This window comes from Psychrobacter sp. P11G5 (assembly GCF_001593305.1).
GTDB lineage: Bacteria > Pseudomonadota > Gammaproteobacteria > Pseudomonadales > Moraxellaceae > Psychrobacter.
Map to the genome: position 1 here is coordinate 284,964 of NZ_CP012533.1, position 26,759 is coordinate 311,722.

19 protein-coding genes are annotated in these 26,759 nt (G+C 42.1%); 6 read left to right on the plus strand and 13 right to left on the minus strand.

Translation table 11 applies throughout. The features are described from left to right. Positions 1-349: 349 nt before the first annotated feature. Positions 350-4,363, plus strand: coding sequence for a phosphoribosylformylglycinamidine synthase (purL, locus tag AK825_RS01235; RefSeq protein WP_068034034.1), 4,014 nt, complete (start codon positions 350-352; stop codon positions 4,361-4,363). A 59-nt stretch (positions 4,364-4,422) separates the two neighbouring features. On the opposite strand, the gene AK825_RS01240 is transcribed toward purL, so the two are convergent. From AK825_RS01240 to AK825_RS01295, 12 genes are all read right to left on the minus strand, one after another. Next, a complete protein-coding gene (locus AK825_RS01240; protein WP_068034036.1) occupies positions 4,423-4,728 on the minus strand; it encodes a hypothetical protein in 306 nt (101 codons plus the stop codon). A gap of 62 nt (positions 4,729-4,790) precedes the next feature. Then, a complete protein-coding gene (locus AK825_RS01245) occupies positions 4,791-6,986 on the minus strand; it encodes a DEAD/DEAH box helicase (RefSeq protein ID WP_068034038.1) in 2,196 nt (731 codons plus the stop codon). Beyond that, positions 6,983-8,440 (minus strand): Hachiman antiphage defense system protein HamA, encoded by a 1,458-nt coding sequence (locus AK825_RS01250; protein WP_068034040.1) that lies wholly within the window; start codon positions 8,438-8,440, stop codon positions 6,983-6,985. The genes AK825_RS01245 and AK825_RS01250 overlap by 4 nt, the downstream gene beginning before the upstream one ends. Continuing rightward, positions 8,437-9,555: an MBL fold metallo-hydrolase gene (locus tag AK825_RS01255; RefSeq protein WP_068034043.1), complete on the minus strand. Its 1,119-nt coding sequence runs from the start codon at positions 9,553-9,555 to the stop codon at positions 8,437-8,439. Before AK825_RS01255 ends, AK825_RS01250 begins: the two co-directional genes overlap by 4 nt. 111 nt (positions 9,556-9,666) lie before the next feature. Then, positions 9,667-9,876: a hypothetical protein gene (locus tag AK825_RS01260; RefSeq protein WP_068034045.1), complete on the minus strand. Its 210-nt coding sequence runs from the start codon at positions 9,874-9,876 to the stop codon at positions 9,667-9,669. Between the two features lie 28 nt (positions 9,877-9,904). Next, positions 9,905-10,786, minus strand: a complete 882-nt coding sequence (locus tag AK825_RS01265) for an N-acetylmuramoyl-L-alanine amidase (RefSeq protein WP_068034047.1) — start codon at positions 10,784-10,786, stop codon at positions 9,905-9,907. A gap of 126 nt (positions 10,787-10,912) precedes the next feature. Further along, positions 10,913-12,271: an APC family permease gene (locus tag AK825_RS01270; RefSeq protein ID WP_068034049.1), complete on the minus strand. Its 1,359-nt coding sequence runs from the start codon at positions 12,269-12,271 to the stop codon at positions 10,913-10,915. A 189-nt stretch (positions 12,272-12,460) separates the two neighbouring features. Beyond that, entirely contained in the window at positions 12,461-13,249 is a 789-nt protein-coding gene (locus AK825_RS01275; protein ID WP_068034051.1) for an MOSC domain-containing protein, read from the minus strand. A gap of 221 nt (positions 13,250-13,470) precedes the next feature. Then, positions 13,471-13,884, minus strand: coding sequence for a ribosome silencing factor (rsfS, locus tag AK825_RS01280; RefSeq protein WP_068034054.1), 414 nt, complete (start codon positions 13,882-13,884; stop codon positions 13,471-13,473). 131 nt (positions 13,885-14,015) lie between these two features. Then, entirely contained in the window at positions 14,016-14,978 is a 963-nt protein-coding gene (locus AK825_RS01285) for a nicotinate-nicotinamide nucleotide adenylyltransferase (RefSeq protein WP_082787131.1), read from the minus strand. A gap of 183 nt (positions 14,979-15,161) precedes the next feature. Next, positions 15,162-17,306: a phosphate acetyltransferase gene (pta, locus tag AK825_RS01290; RefSeq protein ID WP_068034056.1), complete on the minus strand. Its 2,145-nt coding sequence runs from the start codon at positions 17,304-17,306 to the stop codon at positions 15,162-15,164. Between the two features lie 100 nt (positions 17,307-17,406). Then, the gene (locus AK825_RS01295) at positions 17,407-18,642 is read right to left on the minus strand and encodes an acetate kinase (protein ID WP_068034058.1); all 1,236 of its coding nucleotides are present in this window, start codon (positions 18,640-18,642) and stop codon (positions 17,407-17,409) included. A 741-nt stretch (positions 18,643-19,383) separates the two neighbouring features. Between AK825_RS01295 and AK825_RS01305 the strand changes: the two genes are divergently transcribed. From AK825_RS01305 to AK825_RS01320, 4 genes are all read left to right on the plus strand, one after another. Continuing rightward, the gene (locus AK825_RS01305) at positions 19,384-19,716 is read left to right on the plus strand and encodes a lipoprotein (protein WP_068034062.1); all 333 of its coding nucleotides are present in this window, start codon (positions 19,384-19,386) and stop codon (positions 19,714-19,716) included. Between the two features lie 157 nt (positions 19,717-19,873). Then, on the plus strand, positions 19,874-21,229 hold the full coding sequence (gene lysA / locus AK825_RS01310; protein WP_068034064.1) for a diaminopimelate decarboxylase: 1,356 nt from the start codon (positions 19,874-19,876) through the stop codon (positions 21,227-21,229). Positions 21,230-21,710: 481 nt separating this feature from the next. Then, complete coding sequence (gene dapF, locus AK825_RS01315; RefSeq protein ID WP_068034066.1) at positions 21,711-22,598, plus strand: diaminopimelate epimerase; 888 nt, start codon at positions 21,711-21,713, stop codon at positions 22,596-22,598. 41 nt (positions 22,599-22,639) lie between these two features. Then, the gene (locus AK825_RS01320; protein WP_149038773.1) at positions 22,640-23,617 is read left to right on the plus strand and encodes a tyrosine recombinase XerC; all 978 of its coding nucleotides are present in this window, start codon (positions 22,640-22,642) and stop codon (positions 23,615-23,617) included. Positions 23,618-23,664: 47 nt separating this feature from the next. On the opposite strand, the gene AK825_RS01325 is transcribed toward AK825_RS01320, so the two are convergent. Continuing rightward, on the minus strand, positions 23,665-24,555 hold the full coding sequence (locus AK825_RS01325) for a nitrilase-related carbon-nitrogen hydrolase (protein WP_068034069.1): 891 nt from the start codon (positions 24,553-24,555) through the stop codon (positions 23,665-23,667). A 286-nt stretch (positions 24,556-24,841) separates the two neighbouring features. On the opposite strand from AK825_RS01325, the gene rpoN reads away from it, so the two are divergent. Next, positions 24,842-26,530: an RNA polymerase factor sigma-54 gene (rpoN, locus tag AK825_RS01330; RefSeq protein WP_068034071.1), complete on the plus strand. Its 1,689-nt coding sequence runs from the start codon at positions 24,842-24,844 to the stop codon at positions 26,528-26,530. Positions 26,531-26,759: the final 229 nt, after the last annotated feature.

Here is a 26,759-nt window from a genome sequence, read left to right on the forward strand (position 1 = left end):
CTTCTTGTTTTGAATTACAAGTTGTTTTGAATGACACTCGCCGTTAATCGTTATAATTATTAGCTGGTTGTAGAATAACGATAGGCACCCGTCCAGTTATATAGGTTGCCCGTAATACGATGTGAGCGTTTGTAAGGTATACACGTGTTAAGTAAAAAATGTGTCAAATCAGTCAAAAGCTTGCTGCTATAAAAAGTCTTAGTATAAAAAACATATTTGCATTCAATTTATAGGAGCTACAGGCAATTTATCGCGGTTTATACCTGCTTATTATGGGGCTTCTTGTTATAATACGCGGACCATTTACTTTGCATGGCAGAGATGCCTTGATCTTACGGATTATGCCTTTATGATGACTATCGCCGGACAACCGTTTCTTACCGATTTTCAGACGCAGCAACTCATCAGTCAGTTTCAGCAAAAAACCGAGCTAAATGTCAGCCACATCAATACTCAGCAAGTTTATGTGCTATCACGAGAACTAAAAGGTGATGAGCAGAAAAAAGCGCTGGACCTGTTTGGTATTAAAGAAGATACCCAACTTGCCGCCCCGCAAGACAACCAACTACAAGTCATCGTAGGCCCGCGTTTTGGTACGATTTCGCCGTGGGCAAGTAAAGCGACCGATATTTTTAATAACTGTGATATTAAGATTAACCGCGTCGAGCGCGTCATCGTTTATACGTTGACCATTGATGGAAAAGCAGACGGCAAAGTAGGTGCTACGCTACCTAAAGCCGCTGAGCAATTATTGTTTGATCGCATGACCCAAAGCTTGGTTTATGATTTAGACGATGTGAATAAATTGTTCGATGACGAGCAACCAGCGTCGCTCAATCATATCGATGTGATTGGACAAGGTCAGTCAGCGTTAGAAGCAGCCAATACAGAGTTTGGTTTTGCGCTATCGAGTGAAGACATTGATTATCTGATGAATGCGTACGTCAATGAGCTCAAGCGTAATCCAACGGACGTTGAGCTAATGATGTTTGCCCAAGCAAACTCAGAGCATTGCCGTCATAAAATTTTTAACGCTGAGTGGACGGTGGATGGTGCAGTACAGCCAAAGTCATTGTTCCAAATGATTAAGAATACTTATAAGGCTAATCCACAAGGCATTTTATCTGCTTATAAAGACAACGCTGCGGTGATGGCTGGGGCAGAGGGGATGCGTTTTTACTCGATTCCTACCGACGCTCAAAATCCTAATTCTGCGCATCCTTACGATTTCCATCAAGAAGAAATCGATATCTTAATGAAAGTCGAAACCCATAATCATCCAACGGCGATAGCCCCTTATGCGGGTGCGGCGACAGGTGCGGGCGGTGAGATTCGTGATGAAGGCGCAACGGGTCGTGGTGGTAAACCAAAAGCCGGTCTGACTGGTTTCCATGTGTCACATTTACATATCCCAGAGCTTGCGGAAAAATGGGAGCAGTCAGGTCAACTGAGTACTCAGGCTTATGGTACGCCGGATCGTATGGCAACCAGTCTTGAGATTATGACTGAAGCGCCACTCGGCTCAGCCAATTTCTCGAACGAATTTGGTCGTCCAAATCTATGCGGTTATTTCCGTAGTTTCCAATTGGATACTTCAGCGGCAAAAGACGGCAGCCAAATGCGCGGCTATCATAAGCCCATCATGCTGGCTGGTGGTTACGGCAACATAAAACGCAACCTCATTGAAAAAAATTCGATTCGCCAAGGTGATTTATTAATCGTTCTTGGTGGTCCAGCCATGCAAATCGGTCTTGGTGGCGGTGCGGCGTCTTCAGTCGATAGCGGTTCATTAGATGAAGGCTTAGACTTTGCTTCTGTGCAGCGTGATAACGCTGAGATGGAGCGTCGCTGTCAAGAAGTCCTTGATCGCTGCTGGGCACTTGCTGGTAACGATATTGACGCAAGCAACAACAGTAAAGACGGCAACCCAATCGTCTCATTACATGACGTCGGGGCAGGTGGTCTATCCAATGCCATGCCAGAACTGGTCAATGACCATGAAATGGGCGCGGTGCTCAATCTACGTAAGATTCCGTCGTTAGAAGCGGGCATGTCACCAATGGCGATTTGGTCAAACGAAGCGCAAGAGCGTTACGTATTGGCGATTCGTCCTGAAAGCAAAGATCAGTTTGATGCCATCTGTGCTCGTGAGCGTTGCCCATATGCCATCTTAGGGGAAGCTACTGAAGTGCGTCAGCTCGTCGTTAATGACGAATTGCTGCCTGAGCAGCCAGTCGATATGCCGATGCAAGTATTGCTCGGTGGTACGCCGCAGATGCAGCGTAGCTTTAACGTACAAGCGAACGAGTTGCCACCGCTTGAGCTTAATGACTTTGACCTAAAAGAATCTATCAAGGATGTATTACGTCATCCTACCGTCGCGAGCAAATCATTCTTAATTAGCATTGGTGACCGTTCTATCACAGGTATGGTCGTGCGTGATCAGTATGTTGGTCGCTATCAAGTGCCAGTGTCAGATTGCGCAGTGACGGCATCAGGCTTGATTGCGTTAGATGGTCAGCCAATGAGCGGTGAAGCGATGAGTGTTGGTGAGCGTACGCCAGTTGCTTTGATTAATCCAAAAGCTTCTGCACGATTAGCCGTTGGTGAAGCGATTACTAACATTGCAGGCGCGCGTATCGCTAAGCTATCTGACATCACCATGTCGGCGAACTGGATGGCAGCGTGTGGCGATGATGCGGAAGATGCCGCGTTATTCGACGCGGTATATACCGTTGGCGAAGAGCTGTGCCCAGCACTCGGTATCGCTATCCCCGTTGGTAAAGACTCGCTATCGATGCGCGCCAATTGGACAGATAGCAATGCTAAGCAGGATAGCCAAGACAAATCAGTGGTTTCACCTATGAGTCTAGTTATTACCGCTTTTGCTCCTGTTGTTGACGTGGCAAAAACCCTAACGCCTGAACTCATTAACGGTGATAGCGCGTTTTATCGCATTGACCTCTCTAGAGGCAAACTACGCTTAGGCGGCTCTATCCTCGCGCAAACGGCAAGCCAATTAGGTAATGACTGCCCAGATTTGACCCAGCCAAGCGACTTGGTCGACTTCTTTAACTTTATCCAAGCGGGCAACGCGCAAGGCATTATCAGCGCCTATCACGATATCGGTGATGGTGGTTTGCTTGCGACCATCGCTGAGATGCAGTTCACCAGCCGTCAAGGCATCAAACTGTCATTGAACGACGAGAATCTGCTCGGTCAACTCTTCAGTGAAGAGCTGGGCGCAGTCATTCAAGTCTTACCAGAAAACGTCGCCGCTTTAATGCAATTGGCAGAAGAATTTAATGTCAGCGATATGCTTAGCCTCGTTGGCCAAAGCTCAGAAGAAGACAGCTTAATCATCCAAACGCCAACACTCATGGGTGACGATACTCTACGCTTTAGCCGTAGCGAGTTGCAACAAGAATGGAGTCAGGTCAGCTATCAAATCGCGCGTCGCCGTGACAACCCAGCTTGCGTGCAACAAGAGTATGACTTGATTGCTGATGCGAGCCATCAAGGTCTTATCGCTGCACCAAACTTTGACCTCAATCAGAAAGTTGAAGAACCGTATCTAAACAGCCGTGAAAACAAACCAAGAGTCGCTATCCTGCGTGAGCAAGGCGTCAACGGTCAGTCAGAGATGGCAGCAGGCTTTACGCAAGCTGGCTTTGAAGCAGTTGACGTGCACATGAGCGATTTGCTTGAAGGTCGCATCAATCTACGTGACTTCGACGGTCTGGTCGCTTGTGGTGGCTTTAGCTACGGTGACGTACTGGGCGCAGGCTCTGGCTGGGCGAACTCTATTTTGTTCCATGACGAGTTGCGCATGCAGTTTGTGCGCTTCTTTGCCCGTCCTGACACCTTCTCACTCGGTGTCTGTAACGGTTGTCAGATGATGGCGCAATTAAAGGACCTCATCCCAGGCGCGGACAACTTCCCACGCTTTATCGCCAATCAGTCGGCTCGTTTTGAAGCGCGCACGGTCAACGTAAAAGTCGAGCGTACCAAGTCCATCCTGTTCAAAGGCATGCAAGACAGTATCTTGCCGATTGCAGTGGCGCACGGTGAAGGCTATGCCACGCTGGACAACACCGAGATCGACGGTATGGCAAAACACGGTCAGCTCGCCATGCGTTATGTCGATAGCCAAGGTCATCCAACCGAGACTTATCCGCTCAATCCAAACGGTTCGCTCGGCGGTGTCACGGGTCTGTGTAGCACCGACGGTCGCGTCACCATCATGATGCCGCACCCTGAGCGTACGCTACGTGCCTACAATCACAGCTGGAAACCAGAAGAATGGGACGAGGACGGCGCGTGGATGCGTATGTTCCGTAATGCGCGGGCTTGGATTCGTTAAGATATAGGTTAAGCTGTTTTAAATCATTGTTTTAAACATAAAAAAAGGTGGGCTTAGGCTCACCTTTTTTGTGTTTGGGATTTGGGTGTTTCAAATATTGACTTAACTTTGATATCAAGTGATGCGGAGTAGGTTGGTGTGGAGCTTGCGACACCCAACGATTTGATGGAGCCAATCCTGCTTTTCGCTACTATCTTGGCTAGCACAGGGGCAGTCGCTAAGGCTATGGTCGTTCCTGACTCAGCGATAACGCCCCTAACCAAGCGTCTGCAACCCTGTGCTGCACCAAGTATATCCGCTTCAATCAGGGCTAAACCGTGTCTCAATGCAACTAGTATATTTTTCCAAAAGTTATAGGTACTCAATTTTCTTTTTCAATGAAGCTAAATTTAGTCTATGAGGTAGATTAAAGTCACTTATAGTCTTCTTACATATAAGATATAGCTTTTTGGACAAAATCTGTCTCAATATCTGTTAAAAAATATAATGAACTATTATTAATCTTAGTTAGTTTCTCTATAACTGAGTCGATGTTTTCAACATCCTCAAATTCAATATTACTTAATAGCTTCTTGGATATTTGGCTAGGAATACCAAATTCTTCTAACGAGTTTATAGCTGAAGGTTGGTAGAAGTTTTCTAGTTTCGATGCGAAAAGCTTATAGTCTCCAAACTTAAATCCATATCTTTTAAAAACTTCTTCCTGTATATCACTAATTGCATATATAATTTTAGGTAAATTATAATTAACTACATTTTTTTTAAAGTTAAATATCCGATGTACAGAATCGTCAGCAGGATAATCTGGATTACGGCTATACCAGTATTTAAAATCTGAATGAATTAAATCTTTATCACTTTCCTGATGAATAATTTGATTTAATTTTACATGTAACTGTTCTTTAGATACAACACTCCCTCCTCCCATTCTTGATATAGTAAAATACTCAAAAAGTATTTTTACTAAATGTCTTAATTCAGGGCTTGAAGGGTATGCACCATCCCACTTCATTATAGGATTCCACTTTAGTCTATTTATAACTAAGTCTTTAGCAAATTCTATTAGTTTATTGGGATCTATACCTTGGTGCTTCATTATCAAAGTAGTTGAAATAGTATCTTGATCATAAAACTTTTTAACCCTAGCCTTATTCATTTCATTTATTTCATCACCCATGTGAAGTAAGAGTGATTCTGAAGCATTCTCGCTTTGAGTGATCACTGGTATATCAACTAAAGGTAACTCTTCCTGAGGGCTTCCTCCTAATATGAATACTTCACCAACAAAGTGTTCAAACATTCTCCCTGAACGACCAGCGATATTATTAAAGGTAAACATATCTAATTTTGTTCTACCTGTAATACAATCATCGTATATGATTATATTCTTAGCATTCGTATTAACGCCTTCAATTAGCGTCGAAGTGCAGACTAATATATTAATTTTAGATTTATTAAAAAGTTCAATAATCTTGGCACCTATAGCTCTTGGTATTTGTCCATGATGATAAGCTATGCCATGTTTTAAACCGTCCACTAATGACCATTCAGAATGAAAGTTTTCAGATAACCAAGTAGATAGACTATCGTTACTATGAATACGAGATAATAAACTTGAATCTAATAATTTACGCATTAGTAGACTTGTTCTTTTAGGTGACTTACAGTAAATAACTGTTTGTTCATTAGGATCTAATGACTCTATTATTTTATATAAAATAGCATCTCTTTCAACATCTTTAACTGTGTCATTTCCACTCAAAGTTAAAGGATAGTACCTCTTATTAGTTGCAACAGTTATATAAGAGTCAAATTTTAAGAAACTACACCTTAGCTCATCTACTATTCCTGAAGTTAAGTCATTAATGTTTGGTCCAAGCATATAGAATCTATTACATTTTGAATATAACTTTTTTAAAGCTAGGTTCAACCGATCACAACGCTCATCGTTATTACTATTTGGTGCTAGCTTATAAAACTCATCAATAATAAAGAAGTCAACCGATAGGTCTTCTGCATACTCTAAAACTCGTTCTTGTGTGAATATATAAATATTTCTTTCATTAGAACTCTGGTTGACTTGAGTAATTATTTTATAGAAATCATTATATTTAAATAGTTTTTTCTTTAACTCATCTATTAAGGCTATTGTAGGCACGACAATAACTATATTATTGAAAACCTTACTAGAAACTAAGGCTTCAATAATTAAGCTTTTCCCAAAACTAGTAGGAGCACTTAGAATAATATTTTCACCATTCATTATTCTATGAAAAACTTCTGCTTGGCGAATATGAAAAACCATATCTTCATCTTGAGGAGTAGTAAATATGACACGTCTTAATTTATCTTTAGAACTTAGGTCAGTTGTAATATATGGAAATAATCCTAGTTCACCAAGTAAATGATCTAAAATAAAATCCTTGCTTATTTCATCTCTTCTTTCCAGTGCACGGATCACAATGTCTTGAACTAAAGGATTATTGGTATGACTATTAAATTTATCTATTAATGATACTAAGAAAGTATCCCAATCTTTAAAGTGCTGGTCACTGACTTGCCTAGTAGCATTTTTATACCAAGTATTACCAAGCTCTTCATGTGTCATATTCCCATAACTCATGAGTATAGTTCCTCTAGTAAAGCGCTATTTAGCTCTTCGATATCAGAGACTGGAAAGTAAAATACACGTAGGTTAACAAATTCAACTGAACCATCTTTGAGGTCTGTTTTTAGAAGTTCCCTGCATGATTGAGCATGTTCGTTGAATAGTTTCATAAAATTTTCTTTATCATAACTCGATATTAATTCGCTATTATGCATAATAAAAATTGGAATTATGATTTTATCAAATCTTTTGTCTAAATCTAAAGTTGAATTAGATAATCTTTCTAACTTATCCTTGTGAGGCCATGATTTATCAATTTCTGAATTGAGCATAAAAAGTCTATTCTTCAGTGACTGTATTTCATTAATGTAGCGAATGCTTGTAATAGCTGACTGAATTCCTTCTTCTAAGCTTACACTAACTGAAGATGCTCCAATCCATAACTCCAAACTATCAAAATTCAATACTGCATGTGTGCATGAGAATGTCTTATTATTCATATCGAATACTTTGTTAATTATAGGTATAGTTTTATAAGACTCTCGAATAGCCATATGTAGACATAGATCACCCAGTGCATCTAAATTATTATCAGGATAGTTTGATCTAGCATACTTAAAAAGACTTCTTGGACCACCTTTAAAGTTTGCTTGTTCTTTTTGTGTAAGACAGTAATCAATAATCCAATCATGCACTGTTTCTGTGAAAGAACCAATATTCCATTGTTGGAATGCGAATCCAATATCAATACCTTTTATACTTGGATGCTCTGCATGACAACTTAAACAGTATTTGAATGGTGATTTTGGATGTTTTGGAGGTTGGTAATCGATACCTTCTTGAATGTTTACAATAATTTGGTTTTTTTGAAAAATATTGATCAGTACAGGATCACTTAATAAATCTTTTATAGATATTGCGTACAAAGTATTTTTGCCCTGTTGTATTCTTAGTACTCCGATACAGTTGTTATTATAGATTATTGGAGATCCAGACATCCCAGCATACTTACTGATAGTGTTTGATTGTGATATTTCAAAACTATACTCTCGACTATTAATTCTTTCAAAATTATTAGTTACTTTTGCATTCATTGGTGCATGATAATGTTGTTTTTCGACAGGATAACCACATACCTGAACATCACTATCTAAACCTACACTCGTAGAATAAAGTGTTATGAAATTATCTAAGCGTTCATCTAATATCTCTAAAATAGCTATATCATATTCTTCATTAAAATATATGCAGTTAGCAATAATGTGTTCCTCATCTATATAGGAGTCACTGGATAGGTATATCCTTAAGTCATTTGAACCTTTTATCACATGATATGCCGTAAGCAATAATTTCTTAGAAATCGAAAAGCAAGTACCTCTTTTACTTGCCGTGCTTTCATCTTCAAAAAAGGATTCTATGATATGTATAGAGTCGAGTTTGTATTCTTCATCCAGCTGCAGTTCAATCACAGTTCAACCTCATCGACATTCATACATAGATTAATGTTTTTATAATTTTTGCAAAGTTCATCTGTAAACCAAGTTGGTATGTTTTTCAAATCGTAATTAAAATAGATATTAGTTTTAGCATCTTGATTAATTAAAGCAATTCTCGCAAGTGTTTCTAGATGGGGATGACCATGAGATTTGCCGTTTGTACTAATAAGATATTTCTGGCAGTCAATTCTTTCTAATAACTCTAAACTAGTATTATTTTTACTACCATGATGGGATACTTTAACGGCATCAACTTTTATCTTCTGTACTCCGTTCCCATCAAGCCAAGATACAACTGTTTCGGCATGGCAGTCCCCAAGATAAAGTATTTTCTTATGATTATGTTCAATTAAAAAAGAGAAACTACTTTTATTAGTTAAAGAGCTATCAGGTATAAAATTTTCATTAGCCAACGATTCAATACTCTTAGTACTGTTCGAAGATATGAGGGTTATATCTGCTGTTAAGTTTTCAAAACTTTGAATATATGCTTCAAAGCTATTAGCGAAGGATTTATTTATAATTTTAGGTTTTATACCTCTCTCGTCAAGCTTATACTGCCATTTATTCTTGAGTTCAGACAATGTTGCCGAGTCTGGGCCGATAACCTCAAACTTTAGAGCACCAATATCAAATTTCTTAGTGTTTTCTATAAATATAGCTTGGCCTGAAACAAGTTCGTTGCATCTTAGTAATTGCTTATTAAGAATGTATGACAATGAAGTACCTTCGGAATAACCTATATCTTCTTTATCATTTGAAGGTATACATTCACTAGCTAGAGCATTGAGCTTTGTATCGATACGCCTATCAGATTTATTCGCATCATCTAAGTTACTAAATAGTTGTTCAACCCCATTAAAATATACTTGTTTGATTTCAGGGCGTCCTTCTGCGTTAAGTAACTTAATAATCCCATTAGTATGATCATTATCGATATGTGTGATGATTAGCAAGTCGATCTTTTCAAGTTGACCAACAAGTTTGTATTTCCAGCTCTCAAAGGATTGAGCTGTGCCACCATCAATTAGGATAAAATCTGTTTTTGTTTGAATTGAAATGCAATCACCGTTTCCAGCGTTGTACATTGTTATCTTGAACATGTTTATACACAAAATAAAAGGTTAACTAATGTTAACACCAATCCTTTATTAAGGTATTGATATTATTAAGTACGCTACTATTTCTATTTTACAAACTTACTCATCCTCTAAACCCTTTTTACCTTCCTTCTGCGCCTCAGCAATCAACTCATGAATTCTAGCGCTTTCTTTTAGTACACAAGCTTCATACGCAGAGAGCTGCTCAGGTTCTTGTTCTTTCTGCTTTTCCTGCTCCTGCTCCTGTTTGGCTTTTTCTTCTAGATATTTCTGTAGCTCATCTTGCTCGTTGTATTGTGAGTTACTCATGGCTTATGTCTCCTAATATTTTTATCACTTAATAAAAGTCATCACGACCAGCATACTTCTTATTGAGTGCCTTTAAAATAGCATAAGTTTCTATATCTAGCTCACCCGTTGGACGCTGCGGTCTGAAATGCAATTGAAACGCATAAACTACATCACGACTGGCTTTATCCCATTCATCGCTATCATTGATTTGATAGCCGTAATCGCGAAAGGCTTGCTTAATCTCAGGTATCGTTGCCGCTGCAAACTCGTCTGGATGCATAAAGAATTGCTTATCAAATTCATCATACCAAGCACCAATGCCGTAATCGACATACAGTCGCTCCCAAGGGAACTTGGCACCGGGGTCGATTTTGCGTGACGGCGCTATATCAGAGTGACCAACAATGTTTTTTGGAGAGATGTCGTATCTTTTTACCAAATCTTGCACCAGCTGCGCGACCTTTTTAATCTGCAACTCATCAAATTCCACGTAGTGCTCATAAGGACGGTATTCTAGCTCGCTATTCCTGAGCGCGTCTCGATATTCAGGTTTAATGCCAGCATTGACAATTTCGATGCCGATAGAGGTGTCGTTGAGGATGGTTCTACCTGCAAACCCACTGTTACCCGCATGCCAAGCGCGTTCGCTTTCTGGCACCAAGTTATAAATCTTATCGTCGTCGTTGGATAAGATTAGGTAGTGCGAGCTGACCTGACCAGTGGTTAATGTTTTTATCGATCGGTCATTATCTGAGACCGTATAGTGCAGGACAATGGTTTTGATGCGCTCACTTTTGCCTTGGGCTTGATAAGTTTCACTGTCGATAATATAACGCGGTTCTGAGGTGGCGACGCAGCCGATTAATGGCAATGTCATGAACGATGTTAATACTGATGCTAATGCTAAAGGGGTAATATTTTTTGCCATGAAATGCTCTGTATTGAAGGGAGTACTATTAAATAAATGGGAAAAATTATAACAGTCGTGCGTTTTAATCTTTATATCTGTTTAATTTTAAACCGCCTATATTATTACTCATAACGGCCGCTATTTTTAACCAAGACTGACGCTACTAATAGGAATTATCCTCTTATAACCAATCGCACCTAAAACGATAAACACCGCCAATAATATATAAGCATTCAACGATAAAGCAGCAGGCGAGAAGGGTAGCAGTAGCAGCGATATAAAGATGATGCTGACTAAGACTGAGAGATAATTTAACAGACCAGCCTGATTTTTTCTGCGCTCATTAATCAAATCTGCGGACGTCACATAAGCGAAGCCGACGGTAATACCCAGCGATGCCATACTGACGATATCAAGTAGATAGTTTCTGCCCAGCCAAGGAGAAAACAGGCAAACCAAACATATTAATATGACGGTTTTTTTCTTACTAAAGAGATGGTGTTCATCGGTAAAAATACTGGGTAATAAAGACGAGTCGCCCATAGATTCTAACAGTTTGACTGAGGATAATATAAAGCCATTGATACCGCTAAGGATGGAGCCAATCATAGCGATGGACAGTAACCAAATGCCAATGCTACCAATACGATTATCTATCCCCTCACCAGTAGCCCAATTGCTATCTTTGATCGCTTGATAATCAAAATTCATATTTAAGGCAGTAAAATAATTGATCAAAAAATAGAATAAAACACCAGCGATAAGCGAGATTAAGATGATGCTTTTGGTCTTGGTTTTCGAATCACTAATAGATTTGGAAATCTGCGGCGTGGTCTCGAATCCGACGTATGCCCAAGGCATGACGGCAAGAATAGGTAACCATGCCAAACTGGTGATGGAGCTACTTTGCATATCAGTGGGCAAAAAGGTTTGGGTCGCCGGAGTCGCCCAAAGCGAGCCGAAAAACAGCGCGGTAACTGACACAATCATAAACAGGGCAATATACAATTGGATTTTGGCGCCGACCTGTACCCCGCGCAAATTGATATAGCTAAATAAAATGATGGCAGCACTACATAAGAACACTTCACTGGCGTAGACCTCCCAACCAGCAATCGTGTACAGATAGCCTATCTGTAAGCTACTGGGCAATAAATACCTTAGTAGCAATGCGACGGCTGATATGTTGAGCGCCACGATAGAGATATAACCTATCGCCACGCCCCAACCATAAATATATGCGTGTTTTCTACTGATGTATTTTTCAATCCAATAGATACCGCCTGATTCGTTTTCTGGCGTTTGGGTCAATAAATTAATATAGGCTTGCGCGACCATATAGATGGCTAAAGTACCAATAATGATGGCGACAGAAGAGCCTAATAGCTGCGACTGCGGCAAAAATAAATCGCCAGGCATCACATAAGCACCCCATCCTATAATCGCCCCTACGCTAATCGCTATCGCTTGCAGGTAGCTGATGCTCTCAGTTTTTTCGCTCATACAATCCTCTTTGAGAGCCAAATATTTAATGCGCAAACATACTCACTATGCAGTCAGTTTTACGCAAAAAAGACTTTTAACTATTGTTATAACTTATTTGAAATCACTATTATAAATGTTAAGAGATTAATCAAATTTTTAGCTTTAATTTGGGAAATGATATTAAAGGTTTCTTCTCAGAAAATCTGTTTAATCCTTCCGGATCTTTTTAGCCAAAACGGTTTTCCAACTATCCTCCAAACACTCAATCGCTAACCAAGGTTCAATGACCTCGAGAGCAAATTTTTCTTTTGAGTTTGACAGTTGCCACAGCTTTTCAAGGGTAGCAAACGGATAGGGACGCTCGATTAAATACACCGGCAAGTCGGTGTCAATCATGCCATCACTCACTACCTGAAAGTACCAACCAGCGATACCTTGTTTACTCACCCATGCAGCGATATTTGGGACTTTGGTGAACTGTCCGATTTGGTCATTAATTTTATAGCAGGGGCGACGCGGTTGCACGATGCGTAATTGCACATTATTATTTTTATCATCGTTACTACCATTGACTTCATCTTCACCGTACTGCTTACCGTATTCAAAGACATCACCAATACAAACGGTGGACTCGTCCATCTCTGGTAAACCATTCACCGCTTCGGTAGTGAGATTCTCGCCGAGTGTGCCGATGCGCACCTTTAAGCCAAATTCTGCATTAATCTTTTCATAAGTAGCAGGTGGCAGTTGATGTACAGCTTTTAGCGGGCCACCATGATGACGTCGATCAGCTTGTTCGTCGGTGGTCAAACCCATAAAGTTGACAGCGACAGGGGCTTTAATCGGCGCTTTATCAATAGCGCTCATCTGCTCACGCGCGAATGGCATGGCTTTGCCAGCACGCACGCAGGTTAAGTTGGCGATATGTAGGGGCAGATCTTGGTTAAAGTCAGCTTTGTTGTTTTGGGTAGAAGATTCTATCGATTGTATGCTCATGAATTTTCCTAATCTATAGGGAGTTATTAGGCGAGTGGTTATGTCATTGCTGTCATTAATGCTGGGTATTATCTTAGCTTAATCATTTATCTGATTATACGGTCTTAGCATTTTAAAATTTATCAACATCTTAAAATTTAAACAAAAAAAGACCAGAATAGATATCTGGTCTTTTTAATAGTAGTTTTTTCAATGTTTGACGATTATCGCCATTAACAATCTTATTTATTTTTATTGCGGCGACCGGCTGTTTTCTTCTCACGTGGGGTAGCGACCAGTTCAGCCAATTGCTCAGGTGATGACCATAGACCTTCTAGGTCATAGAACTCACGCGCTTGCGGGGTCATCATGTGTACGACGACAGAGCCCAGATCAATCAAAGTCCAGTCAGAGTCCGTACCGCCTTCACGACCAAGTGGCATAAAGTCGGCTTGCTTAGCTTCAGCACCGACGCTATCAGCCATCGCGCGGACATGACGCTTAGACGTACCTTCAGCGATCACGATGCGTTCCATTACGTCAGTCAACTCTTCTACATTCATTACGGTGATGTTCTTAGCTTTCATATCTTCTAAAGCGCTTTCGACAACGGTTAAGCACTCTTTTAAGCGTTCATCAGTCATGGTGTTGATCATAAATTTTAATCTCTTGAATCGTAAATATTAAAAATAAAGTGGTAAATCGTCAGTTTGCAGCCGCTAACTGGTCATATATAGCCAGTCGTAAATAGAGATAGGATATGCAAAATGACAAAGATAAGATGATTTTAACGGAATTGAGCAGCAGAATATAGCTGATGGGCGATAATATATTGATAAACAGCAGGATTTAGCCATTTAGCTAATGGATTGGATTCAGTATTGCTCATGATATCATTTATTGGCTGTACAGATGTGATTTGCGTTTCGGCTATGGGCATTATATTTAATCGATTTTTCGTGTTTTGTAATTTCTGGTGCGGTAGTTGCTGGCGAATTTGCGTGCTCGATACTGCCGCTACAGGGCGCGGGTCTATGTAAATGCGTCCTTGATTGCTGTTTTTCAAGACAGCGTTATTCGAAAGTGTTTGCGCAGTTGGCATTATTAATTCAGCAGGTGAATTGGTGATTAAATCTTGAAGTTGAGAGGGGAGTTGGGCCACTAGCTGAGATTGTAGGACAGTGGCGTTCTGCGCTATTGAATTTTTATCAATGAGATTTTCATTTTCGTCAGTGCTGTTTGTTTCAGCAATGCTAAAACGGTTAAAAATCCAAAGGTTTACATAATCTGTCAGTTGTAAACCATCTTTCCATTTATCCAAACTACGCGCGCTGTCCATACCCATGATAAATATCAAGCAGTCATTGGGGTAGCGCTCACGTAATGTCTGCACACTATTGATTGTATAGACGGGCGGCGTTTGCCATAGCTCAAGCTCACTAATCTTTAGCGGTGTATTTTGCGTAGCCAGTTTTAACATGGTTAAGCGATGCTCAGGATTAGTGCTTTCGTCTTTAAAAGGCGAGCGCGCATTGGGTAGCAATGATACATGCAGTTTGCGCTGTTGCTCCTCAGCTATCGGTAATAAATCCTGATAGACATGCATCGCCATTTGCAAATGACCCTCATGTACCGGATCAAATGAGCCACCCAGATAAGCACGAATAGCAGATGCGGCCTCTTTATCAGCTGAGCTAACATCATTTTTTAAATCAGAGTTTATATAAGTGGCTTGAGCTGAGTGCGGCATAATAATTGAGACTGCTACCTGTAGATAAGTTTGTATTGATTCAGCATATTAAAGCACGATTGTAATGGGCAGGTGCGTACTTGTCATTAAAAGCAATAAAAAAACCGACCATCATGACGATAGTCGGTTGAATAAAAATAGTCGGTTGAATAAAATAAGGCTTTTAAGCGTGTGTTTAGATAATTAAATCAGGTCGCTATGTGCTTGAATAGCGGTCAGAGCGATGGTGTAGACGATATCATCGATCAGCGCGCCACGGGATAGATCGTTGACAGGCTTGTTTAGACCTTGGAGCATCGGACCCACACTAATGACATTGGCGCTACGTTGTACCGCTTTATAAGTAGTGTTGCCTGTATTTAAGTCTGGGAAGATAAACACGTTAGCTTGTCCAGCGACTGGCGAGTCTGGGGCTTTTTGCTTACCAACGCTCATGACCGAAGCAGCGTCATATTGCAATGGGCCATCAACAGCGAGATTGGGGGCGCGTTCGCGAACGATCTCCGTGGCGCGAGTGACTTTTTCAACATCAGCACCCGTACCCGATGCACCGGTTGAATAGCTAATCATAGCAACTTTTGGCTCGATACCGAATGCTGCGGCAGATTGCGCAGACTGGATAGCAATCTCAGCCAATTCCTCAGCGGTTGGGTCTGGGTTAATGGCACAGTCACCATAGACAACGACTTGCTCAGGCAATAGCATAAAGAAGATCGACGATACTAATGAGTACTGCGGTGCCGTCTTAATCAGCTGAAATGCAGGGCGTACCGTGTTGGCAGTAGTATGAATCGCACCAGAGACTAGACCATCGACTTCATCCATCTGCAGCATGATCGTGCCTAAATAAACTGTATCTTGCAGATATTCAGCAGCCACGTCTGCGGTGGTTTTACCTTTACGGCGTTCAACGACCGCCGCGATATATTTACTCATATCGAGCGTATTAGGATCGATAATTTCAAGCCCTTCTGGCAAGATTAAATTTCGATTTTTGGCAACTTGTTCGACATCTTCGCGCTTAGCCAATAGCACACAGTTTGCGATACCGCGGCTTTGGCAGATACATGCTGCCTCTACGGTACGTGGTTCCGAGCCTTCTGGCAGTACCACACGCTTTTTAGCATTTTGTGCTTTTAAGACAACTTGATGACGGAAAGCTGCTGGCGATAAACGCGGTTTGTGATCACCACTGAACTGCTCTTTAATCCAGCTTAAGTCCAAATGCGCCGCTACATAACGGGTAACGTCTAACGCGCGCTCGGTATCATCACTTGGAATCTCAGCGCTCATATGCATGAGGTTCTGTACTGTCTCGTAGCTATCCGTCTCGACACTCATAACTGGAATGCCCGTCTTGAGTGCAGATTGCCATAATTCAGTGACGGTCTCGTTCGGCATGACGCCGCCCGTTAATACTAGACCTGCTAATGGAACGCCATTAATACAGGCCAAAGCCGCCGCCAATAATAAGTCATCACGGTCGCCTGGTACGACAATCAAAGTGCCACGATTGAAGACTTCATCGATACGTGCAATCGAGCGAGCCGTTAAACTAATATGATTAATTCGGCGCGATTTTGCTTCGCCAACGTTCAACCAAGTGGCATCAAGCTCAGCGGCGATATCCCAAGTACGAGGGACGGATAGCGAATCGCTAAATGGCACGACGCCAATTAAGCGAAATTGCTTAGTATCAAAATGCGGTGACAAACGCTGCACTTCTTGAATGAAGCTCTTATCAAGGGTAAAGACAGCTTCACCAGGAGCAACTGGTTGGTTCTCAAAGGTGTTCGGCACATCGACGCGCATCAAGATACACCCTAAGGTACGCTCGCTTGCGATACCGCCAAACTCACGCGCATGCATATCAAGCTTATCAGCAAGATGGACAGGGTTTTTGGTATCAGCCGTACTGACGAAGATGATTTTGGCATCAAGTGCATGGGCGATAGCACGGTTAATTTGCGCGGCATAAGAGGCTTCAGTCGTCGAGACCAAGCCTTCGCAGATGACAACATCCTGATCACCGCCAATAGTGTGATAATTAATGACCACTTCTTCCATCAAGTCATCAAGGTTACCATCACCAATCATACGCTCAACGCGCTGACGGTTGATAGACTTAGGCGGGGTTAGGCCAAACGCATGCATGGTCAATGCGCTTGAGCTGTCCAAGCTATTTTGTTTATCGAGCGTATCATCTTGCAAAAAAGGCTTCATAAAGCCAGCTTTGATACCGTTATAATCTAATGCGCGGATCAGGCCTAGTGCCGCTGATGTCACACCGATACCGCGACTGATAGGAACAAGTAATATGGTTTGCATAGCGTATCCTACTATTTATTTATTATATCCTTAAGGAGGTTTATTAAATCCTTTAGGAAGTCATAAAAAGCGCTTACTTCTCGTAGAAGCAGTCTCCTTTTTAAGCAAGGCCTAGCGCTAGGCGGGTCTCTTGCGCAATACGGCACTCTTCATCGGTTGGCACAACCCAAAGCTCAATGCTGCTATCATCGCTATGGAAGCTACCTTCGCTACCACCGACTAGGCTTGCGTTTTTGTCGGCATCAAACTTAATACCGAAATGACGCATGACATCTAAGATGCGTGCACGAGTAGTTTTTGAGTTTTCACCAATACCACCAGTGAAGACAATACCAGTAAAGTCAGGTAGCGCACAGCTTAGGCTGGCTAGATATTTACCAACGCGATAACAGAACATCTCAATGGCAAGCTGCGCATCTTTATGGCCTTCGTTGGCCGCTTCCTCGATGGTACGTAAGTCATTAGATAATCCTGAGATACCGAGCAGACCACTTTCGCTGTTGAGCATCTTATCAATCTCTTCTAAGCTCAAACCAAGCTGACGCTTTAGATGAATATGTAAGCTTGGATCAACATCACCGCTACGCGTACCCATCATCAGGCCTTCAAGCGGTGTTAGTCCCATACTGGTATCCAAGCTTTTGCCATCATAGACGGCGGTCGCAGAGCAACCATTGCCTAAGTGTGCGGTTAACCAACCATGAGGGCCTTTGGCATCTGTAATCTGGCTTGCACGTTCTGAGACGTAAGCATGCGAAGTACCATGGAAGCCATAACGACGAATTTTGTGGTCTTCATATAATGATTTCGGCAGCGGATAACGGAAGGCAACTGGCGGCATAGTTTGGTGAAAGGCGGTGTCAAATACGACGACTTGTGGAATTTCAGGATAGATAGCTTGCACAGCTTCAATGCCAAGCGCGTTGGCAGGATTATGTAGCGGTGCTAATACTTTTAGGCGTTTTACTTCTGATAGCACATGCTCGTTCACACGAACAGCTTCTGAATATTCACGGCCACCATGAACCACGCGATGACCGACTGCAATGAAGTGATACTGCTCAAGTAGCTCAAGGATTTTTTGTAAGGCTAATTCATGACGACCACCTGCAATGGCAATTTCAAGCTTTTTGCCATCTAACGTATTGTGTTTAATACGGGCAGTATCCAGACCTAGGTTTTCGGCCAGACCAGTGATACGGGTTGATTCATCTTCGCTGATTAATGCATATTTGATAGAAGACGAACCACAGTTAAGTACCAAGGTGGGGTTAGTCAATGTTGATGTCGTAGTGTTTTCATCGTTAAAAGCGGGATTAATGGCGCTGTCGCTCATGCTCTATCCTTAGATTATTTTTAATGAGGAGGTGTTGCTATGTTTACCAAGCAAGTAGTGAATCAATAAGATTACCACTCGTTAAATAAACACAAACTAGCTACACCTATGTTGACACCTGTCAAACAAGAAGGTCGCTGATTTGCTGATCATCTTGGGCTATAATTTTCTGTGTTTCGCATGCTAGCGTATCTGTGAGCTACACGCTAAAGCATTATTACAGCCATACGGTCTGAATATAATGTAACACATTCTTAGTACTACACCACGATAACTATAAGGTTAAAGATTGGCGCTCGTCAAGGCACTACAACAACTGTTCACCGAGTACAGTTATAGGGCTTCAGTTGCTATAGCAAGTGCTATAAAGGCAGGTTTAGTAGTAATCAAAATTGTAAGAAAGTTTGTCAACGCAACTCTAAACGTCTCTTTTAACCACTTTTTAAATATTAAAGCTGAGAATAACTAACGTGGTACAAACTAGAAATAATCGAAAAAATAGATGTAAATTAAGCTTATATTTTAGGTTGATTTGGACAAAAAATAGATAAAATTGTCAGTCAATAAAACTCAAGGCGAGCACAGCTTTACTGAATAATGCTATGATTGGAGCGTGCTGAATTTCAACGAATTTTAGTCATCAGTAGTTAGCCGCTTTTTACTTATAATTCTTCGTTTATAACGAGTCACTTATAGCTATCCTTTGTATAGCATCTTCACCGTTGCAAGGTCATCTGCCATATGTTTACTATACGCCGCTCTTTAAATATTAAACGCATTCAAAATTTATCTACCAACTCTAGTCGTCATGTTATCTGGACTTTGATGATTGGCAGCGCTGTTATGCTTGGATTGTCGGGTTGCGGACAAAAAGGGGATCTTTATATAGCAGCGCCGAGTAGTCAGACGGTTGCAGGCAATGCAGAGTTGCCAACCTCAGATCAACTAGATAGCACCAGCCACCCACAAGATGCTGCCTTTGCTACTATCGATGATGACAACTATGACAAGAGTCGTTATTTAGAGCAGCAGCAAGTGCTGCCCGCTGCCAGTGACGATCCCAACGATTACTAGTTTTATTTTTTCCAATGACTCATTTTCCAATGACGACTTTAATAGTGAAGTTCTATTCCTTTTGAACTTAAGTCTTTTGAAATTAACACTTTTAAGCTTAAATCTTTTAAATTAATGCTTTCAAAATTGATAACCTGATTAGATTAGAGAACCCGATATGAGCGATTCTGAATTACAAGCCGACTGCGTAACTATCCATACTGAGCAAGGAATGTATGTTGATCCTACTGCCTTAACCGTCCATCTACCTGAACTGCACTATAACCAAGATGAGTTATGGATGGAGAAGGTAAGTATTAATGAGTTGGTAGAGCGCTACGATACGCCATGCTACGTATACTCACAGCAGGCAATACTTGATGTGTATCAGGCCTATAGCGACAGCTTTGCGGCGATTGATCATCAGATTTGCTATGCGGTAAAAGCAAACTCAAACCTTGCGGTGTTAGGTGTGCTCGCGGCAGCAGGCGCGGGATTTGATATTGTCTCGCGTGGTGAGCTTATGCGCGTGTTGGCAGCAGGCGGACAAGCCAGCAAAGTCGTGTTTTCAGGAGTGGGCAAAACGAAAAGCGATATTGAATATGCATTAACCCAAGGTATTGGCTGCTTCAACGTTGAGTCTATTAGTGAATTAACATTAATTAATGAGGTAGCGCAGCAACTTGATAAGCGTGCACCGATATCGCTACGGGTCAATCCTGATGTCGATGCCAAGACCCATCCTTATATTTCAACCGGTCTAAAAGACAATAAGTTTGGCATTGCCCATGAGCAAGCGGTAGCGGTGTATGAGCAGGCTACTGGTTTATCGCATATCGATATCGTTGGAATTGACTGCCATATTGGCTCACAATTAACGGAAGTCGAACCCTTTATTGCTGCTTTAGATAAAGTCATTGAGCTGGTTCATAGCTTGCGCGAAAAAGGTATTGAGCTGCGTCATATTGATTTGGGCGGTGGCTTAGGAGTGCGTTATATTGATGAATCGCCAGTTTCTATCCATGACTTTGCACAAGCCTTATTACCAAAACTAATTGAGCTTGGCAAGACAGTGTTCTTTGAGCCGGGTCGCAGTATGGTTGCCAATGCGGGTATTTTGCTTACCCGTGTTGATGTGCTAAAGCCTACGGAGCATAAGAACTTTGCCATTGTTGATGCCGCGATGAATGATTTGATTCGTCCAGCGCTGTATCAAGCTGAAATGGCCGTCATTCCCAACGTATTACCTAATAAAGGTATCGATACGGATGGCACCCAGCCTTGGGATATCGTGGGTGCAATTTGTGAGACTGGAGATTTCTTAGCAAAAGACCGTCTACTGTCACTCGCAACTGGCGACATTTTAGCAATTACGGGGGTAGGGGCTTATGGCTTTACCATGAGCAGCAACTATAATTCACGTCCGCGTGCAAGTGAAGTCATGGTTGCAGGGGATAGCCATCAGCTGATTCGCAAACGTGAAACTGCTGAGGCACTATATGCAGATGAAATGCTTTGGCAAAATGAACAATAATATAAATGCGCTTTAAAAAGAATATCCTACTGCTGGAACCAATTTTTTGAAGCAATAGAACTGGTTTAATGGAACTGGCTTTTTGCATAGGTAATACTGACTGTTAAATAACAACCCATTGTTGTCATGACAATGGGTTTTTTATGGCAATAGTTATAGTGACTATTATAGTAATTATTATAGGAGCTATTAGATTGATTATCATAGTATGGTCAGTCCTAAATAAAAGAAGTACATAAATTATAATGCACTACTGGAATAAATTTTCCTTGCTTGCTGTGCCTACGCAGACAGAGGCTGCGCAAAATTTATCTCAGTAGTGCTGTATTTATTTTATAGTGGATCTACTATAGTCGCCATAGTATCTATAATTAACGGTTTTAGTAGGATTCATACAGTCTCTGGCTCGCTGATAGTTATCATTGTATCTGACAGCATGCTAATATAACGGATACATAAAAATAGAATAGGACACAAGGATATGCTAATAGAATTTACCAAGATGCATGGTCTGGGCAATGATTTTATGGTCATCGATTTGGTGACCCAGCGCTTAGAGTTGACCAAAGAATTGGTACAGTTATTGGGTGACCGTCATTTAGGTATCGGCTTTGATCAGTTGCTTGTCGTCGAGCCGCCGATGCGTCCGGATGTTGATTTTAGCTATCGTATTTTTAATACCGATGGTACAGAGGTTGAGCAGTGCGGTAATGGAGCGCGCTGTTTTGCCCGTTTTGTCCAAGCGCGTAAGCTATCATTTAAGCAGCGCCTGCGGGTCGAGACAGCCAGTGGTATTATTTCTTTGACGACGGACCGTTATGGCTGGGTAGAAGTCGATATGGGTAAGCCCAAGTTTGCGCCGGATGAGATTCCATTTACCCCTAGAGCGACGACCAAGATTCAAAATGCCTATCATTTAGATGTAAATGGTACGCCTGTGCAGCTTTACGTGGCCAATATGGGCAACCCGCATGCTGTCATCAAAGTCGACGATGTACTTGACGCTGAAGTCGAAACCTTAGGCAAGGCCATTGAATCGCATCCGGCATTCCCAGATAGAGTCAATGTAGGCTTTATGCAAATCATGAATCAGCGTCATATTCGCTTGCGTGTCTATGAGCGCGGCGTCGGTGAGACCCAAGCATGTGGCACTGGAGCGTGTGCAGCGGTGGCGATTGGCATACGCGAAGGCTGGCTTGATGAAGGCGAAGATGTGCGCGCGCAGCTATATGGCGGTAGCATGATTATCCGCTGGCAGCCCGGTTACTCAGTCATGATGACGGGTCCAACCGCCTTTGTTTATGAGGGCGTATTTAGTCCAGATGGCTTAATGGCGCAAGCAGGTATCAAGCCCAGCCCTGCCAATTAAACAAGCTGTATTTTTAGCGTTAAGGGCAACGCATGTCTCGCATGGATAGTCATACTTATAAGCAGGCGCAGTCTATAGAGTTGGATGAACCATTACGTGAGCTGTTGTCACCTGTCCACCGATGGCTAAATACTTTGGCTGTGCGCAATCACTCTGTGCATACCTTGACGGCTTATTTTGCTGGATTAAATCAGTTGGCGTTATTCTTACGTGGTAAGAAGCTGACGTGGACACGTTGCGACAAACGCCAGTTGGCTCAGCATATTAGTCAACGTCTTGATGAAGACAAGCTTGCGCTTGCTAGCGTGCAGCAAGAGCTATCTGCTATTCGGCATTTTTATGGCTGGATGATTGAAGAGGATTTGGCACGTATCAATCCAACCACTGGCTATCAATTAAAGCGCAGTCCTAGACCATTGCCATCTATTGCTGATGTGGATTTACTTACCCAATTGCTCGATCAAGAGATGCCTGATACACCTGAGCAGGCACGCCTGTGGTTGCGTGATAAAGCGATGTTTGAATTGCTATACAGCAGTGGGCTGCGGGTAGGTGAGTTGGTGGCGCTTGATGTCACCAACGTAGATTTGTCCGATTTGCGTGTGCGTGTGACGGGTAAAGGTAATAAAACACGCATAGTGCCGATAGGCGCTAAAGCTGCTGCTGCTATCAATCGTTATTTGCCGCATCGAAATCTGTGGGTGGAGCACCAAGACAGCGCTCTATTTATCAGTGAGAAACTGGGCACTCGACTATCAACGCGTGCCGTACAGCAGCGTCTAAAAGTAGCAGCAACGCGGGCTGGCATCGCCCAAAATCTGTATCCGCATCTATTACGCCATTGTTTTGCTTCACATATGCTCTCAGGTAGTGGCGACTTGCGCGCCGTACAAGAGATGCTAGGCCATAGTGATATCAGTACCACGCAGATCTATACACATGTGGATTTTGCTAAGTTAACCCAAGTCTATGACCGTGCCCATCCGCGCGCCACACACAGTCAAAATGAGAAAGATTAGCAGTGGTGTTAAGCCAGACGTTAACTTATGCTAAACGATGACGTTAATTATGCTAAGCGATGGCACTGAAAAATAGGTAGTTTTTGCCGTGCTTGCTCTTGAACATGCTTGTCTAAGTCAGCGAATACTAACGCATAGTTTTTATCTTGGGTTTGAGTAGTTAGATTGCTGTCATCATAGCTATCCTTGACGGTACCATCAAAAGCAGCAATGGCTGCATGTCCCCACGTCTGGCGGATACTACCATTTTTATAAGTATGATCACCGCCTTGCGCCGCTCCAACCACCATACATTGACTGTCCAAGGCGCGAGCTTGCAACAGTAGCGACCAATGCGCTTGTCCCGTTAAATACGTAAAAGCAGAAGGAGCGCTTAATATATCTGCTCCAGCTTGACGCAGACGCTGAGCTAGCGCTGGAAAACGTAAATCAAAACATACCATCATTCCTAGTTGATAAACCGAATTATCTGCTTCAATTGGAGCGACTACCGTCTGTGTCCCTGGCTCAAATGTCGCTGCTTCATTATAGCTGCCTTGCTTATCGGCGACGGTTGCGGTAAACAGGTGAATCTTGTCATAGCGTGCGACCTGCGTCCCATCAGGGCCAAACAGCTGACTGACTTGGCGCAAACGTCCATCAGGTACGATAACCCCATCTGGACGATAAGAGCAGGGTAGAGAGCCTGCTAGTAAGTGGACATTATTTGCACGCGCATAATCTGCTAAGGTGGCAGATAGGGACTCAAAGCGCTCAGCGGTTGCAAACTGCTGCCCCATGCTACAGCAGTTCTCAGGTAACACCACAAGCTGTGCTCCTTGCGCACTGGCGTCACTAATAGCAAATTTTATAGTAGCAAGGTTGGCATCGATGTCTTGCTGGCTATTCATTTGTACGCCAGCGACGGTAAGTTTATGATTTTGTGTGCTGTTATTCATATATTTATTCTCAGTTATTGTTTTAAGGTATAAATTATCATAGCAAAATTGCTGCAAAAAATGCTATCGTCATTATTCAAGTAGTTGTACTGCAAGTTACTACGAACAAGAAAGATAATTTAATCTTATTCAACTCGCTCAGATTAATGCTCTTAGTGCTTGTATTTGTTTTGCCAGCTATTTTAATTTTTGCAAATAGTATAAGCTTATAGAAACACTACTAGTTCTCAGTGAACAGTTAACCCATATAACCAAAGCAATATCATTGGAGTGTAATACACCAGCTATGAGTATGTCGTTTGGATTGGCGACCGCGCTAACTACCTCACAAAAGCTAACCCCGCAGATGCAGCAAGCTATCAAATTGTTGCAGCTCTCTAGTCTTGAGCTTGCACAAGAGGTTCAGGCTAAGCTGGATAGTAATCCATTACTCGAGCGCGTCGAGGAAGATGAGTATGGAGATAGTGGTGATGAACTCGCCGACGATCTAGATGAACCTTTAACGCTTGAGATGTGGAACGGCGATAGCGAAATTGGTGTATCTACTGATCTATCTGATTCATCAGCTACCGATGATGCTTTTGATTATGACACTGCCGAATATGACGACACATTCAACGATAGCTTAGATAAATTGCAACAGGCAAATATTGATGGCAGTGCTATGGATAATACTGCGATAGACAATGACTATCAAAGCAATGATTATCAAGGTACAGATAGCGATGAAAGCTATAGCAGCTATGATCTTGGTAGCTTTAGTGGCAGTAGCGCAGCAGTAAGCGCAGATTATGATGAACTTGACGATTATCAAGGGAGCACCAGTACTAGTATTCAAGACTATGTACGCTGGCAGCTTAATTTTAAACGTCTTTCAGAGACAGATACCTTGATCGCAGAGTATCTCATGGATTCAATGGATGACATGGGTTTTGTGCAGTTAGATATCGACGAGTTGCTAAAAAGTCTAGAGACAATGGCAAGTTTTTATCAATGGGATGACCATATAGAGCGCGATGAGATAGAAGTGGTACTGCGCATTATCCAATCTTGTGATCCATTAGGCGTAGGCGCACGTAATTTAAGCGAATGTCTCGCTATTCAATTGGCTAAGCTTGACCCTGACACTGCATACCTCCAGCATGCACAAGCCTTGCTGTCTGCTAGCGAGCATTTGGTTAGCAATAATATTAAAGCATTAACCGATACTACTGGCTTGTTATCTGCACACATTACCCCCGCACTTAGCCTATTACGCACATTAAACCCTGCGCCAGGCCTATCATTTCAAAGCAGTCAGCCTGATTACACTCAGCCGCCTGCAAGCTACGATATCCCTGATGTATTAGTAACCCCAATACGTCGCACCTCTAACGGTAAAACACCAGATGGTGGCTGGCATGTACGTCTCAATCCAGCTACATTGCCGAAACTACGAGTTAACCAAGAGTATGCAAACTTAGTCAAGCGTGGCGATGATAGCTCCGACAATCAGTATTTACGTGAAAACCTTACAGACGCACGACTATTTATTCGTAGTATCGAGGAGCGTAATCAAAACCTGCTTAAAGTTGCGACCAGTATCGTACGCCGTCAAGATGAGTTTTTGCAATATGGTGCTACAGCTATGCAACCTTTAATACTAAAGGATGTCGCTGCTGAAGTTGACCTACACGAATCTACAGTGTCGCGTTTGACCACCAGTAAGACGATTCTAACTCCGCAGGGACTGTTTTCGCTCAAGCATTTCTTTTCGTCACACGTTAGCAGTAGTGATGGGGATATTTCTTCGACCGCTATCAGTGCCATGATTAAGCAGCTTATCAATGACGAGAATCCAAAAAAGCCTCTGTCCGATAGCCGTATCCAAACCCAGCTACTCACTGACGGTATAGATATCGCGCGACGTACCGTTGCCAAATATCGAGAAGCGATGAATATTAGCTCCTCCACGCAGCGCAAGCAAAAATACTAGCCGCTAATACTAGGGTATGTCCTCAATCTGCACGAGTGAAGCTCTAATGGGCTAAAAATGGCTATATTTTCGTCACTCTTTGAAAATTTCTAGACAATATGTTCATATTCTCTGCAAAACTTCCTTTGATTGACAAAAATTTATCTCATTTTTATTACCATTATCAAAATGAGGACACGCCCTAAAAGTCGTAATATTACACATTACAATACTAACAATCACCATGCCC